1 protein-coding gene is annotated in these 708 nt (G+C 72.9%); it reads left to right on the forward strand.

Annotated elements, in window-relative coordinates; all coding sequences use genetic code 11:
• Nucleotides 1-236 precede the first annotated feature (236 nt).
• On the forward strand, nt 237-647 hold the full coding sequence (locus ACWGJB_RS10690; RefSeq protein WP_453379811.1) for a rodlin: 411 nt from the start codon (nt 237-239) through the stop codon (nt 645-647).
• Nucleotides 648-708: the final 61 nt, after the last annotated feature.

Here is a 708-nt window from a genome sequence, read left to right on the forward strand (position 1 = left end):
CTCACCCCCCGTCCGCCCCCCCCTTCTGTGCGCGCTCTCCGGGGGCCCCGCCCCCCCCCCCGGCCCCCCCCCCCGGCCTGCGTCGTCTCCGGTGCACCCGCCCCCGGGCGGGGCGCTCGTCGCCTAATCGGACTGCGCTACTCCAATGGGAGCAAAGCACGCAACCCCGGCAGGGTTCCTGCCGTTGACGATCACGCAGCTCCTCCCCGGAGTCCGCCTTTCGAAAGGGATTGAACATGAAGAAGCTGTGGGCAACCGCGGCCGTTGCCGCCACCGTCGCCGGTTTCGCGGCCACGGCCGCTCCCCAGGCCCTGGCCACCGGCAACGACAGCGGCACCACCTCGGCCAGCGGCAACGGCGCCAAGTCGGAGTTCGGCAACTCGGCCACGTTCGGCGACCAGAGCCCGCAGCTCTCGCTGGTTCAGGGCAGTCTGAACAAGCCCTGCGTCGGCCTCCCGGTCAAGGCGAACCTCCAGGGCCTGGTCGGCGCCGCCGCCGTCGGCGTCCTCCAGGACGTGCCGGTCCTGTCCGCGCCGCAGAACCAGCAGTGCGTCGAGAACTCCACCCAGGCCAAGGGCGACGAACCGCTGTCGCACATCCTGGACGACATCTCGGCCATGTCCGCCAACGGCACCGGCAACCAGTAGTCCAGAGGCACCGCGGGGGCGGGGGGGGCGGGGCGTGGGCGGGGCGGGGCGGGCGGAAGAG

The organism is Streptomyces sp. NPDC054813, assembly GCF_053611365.1.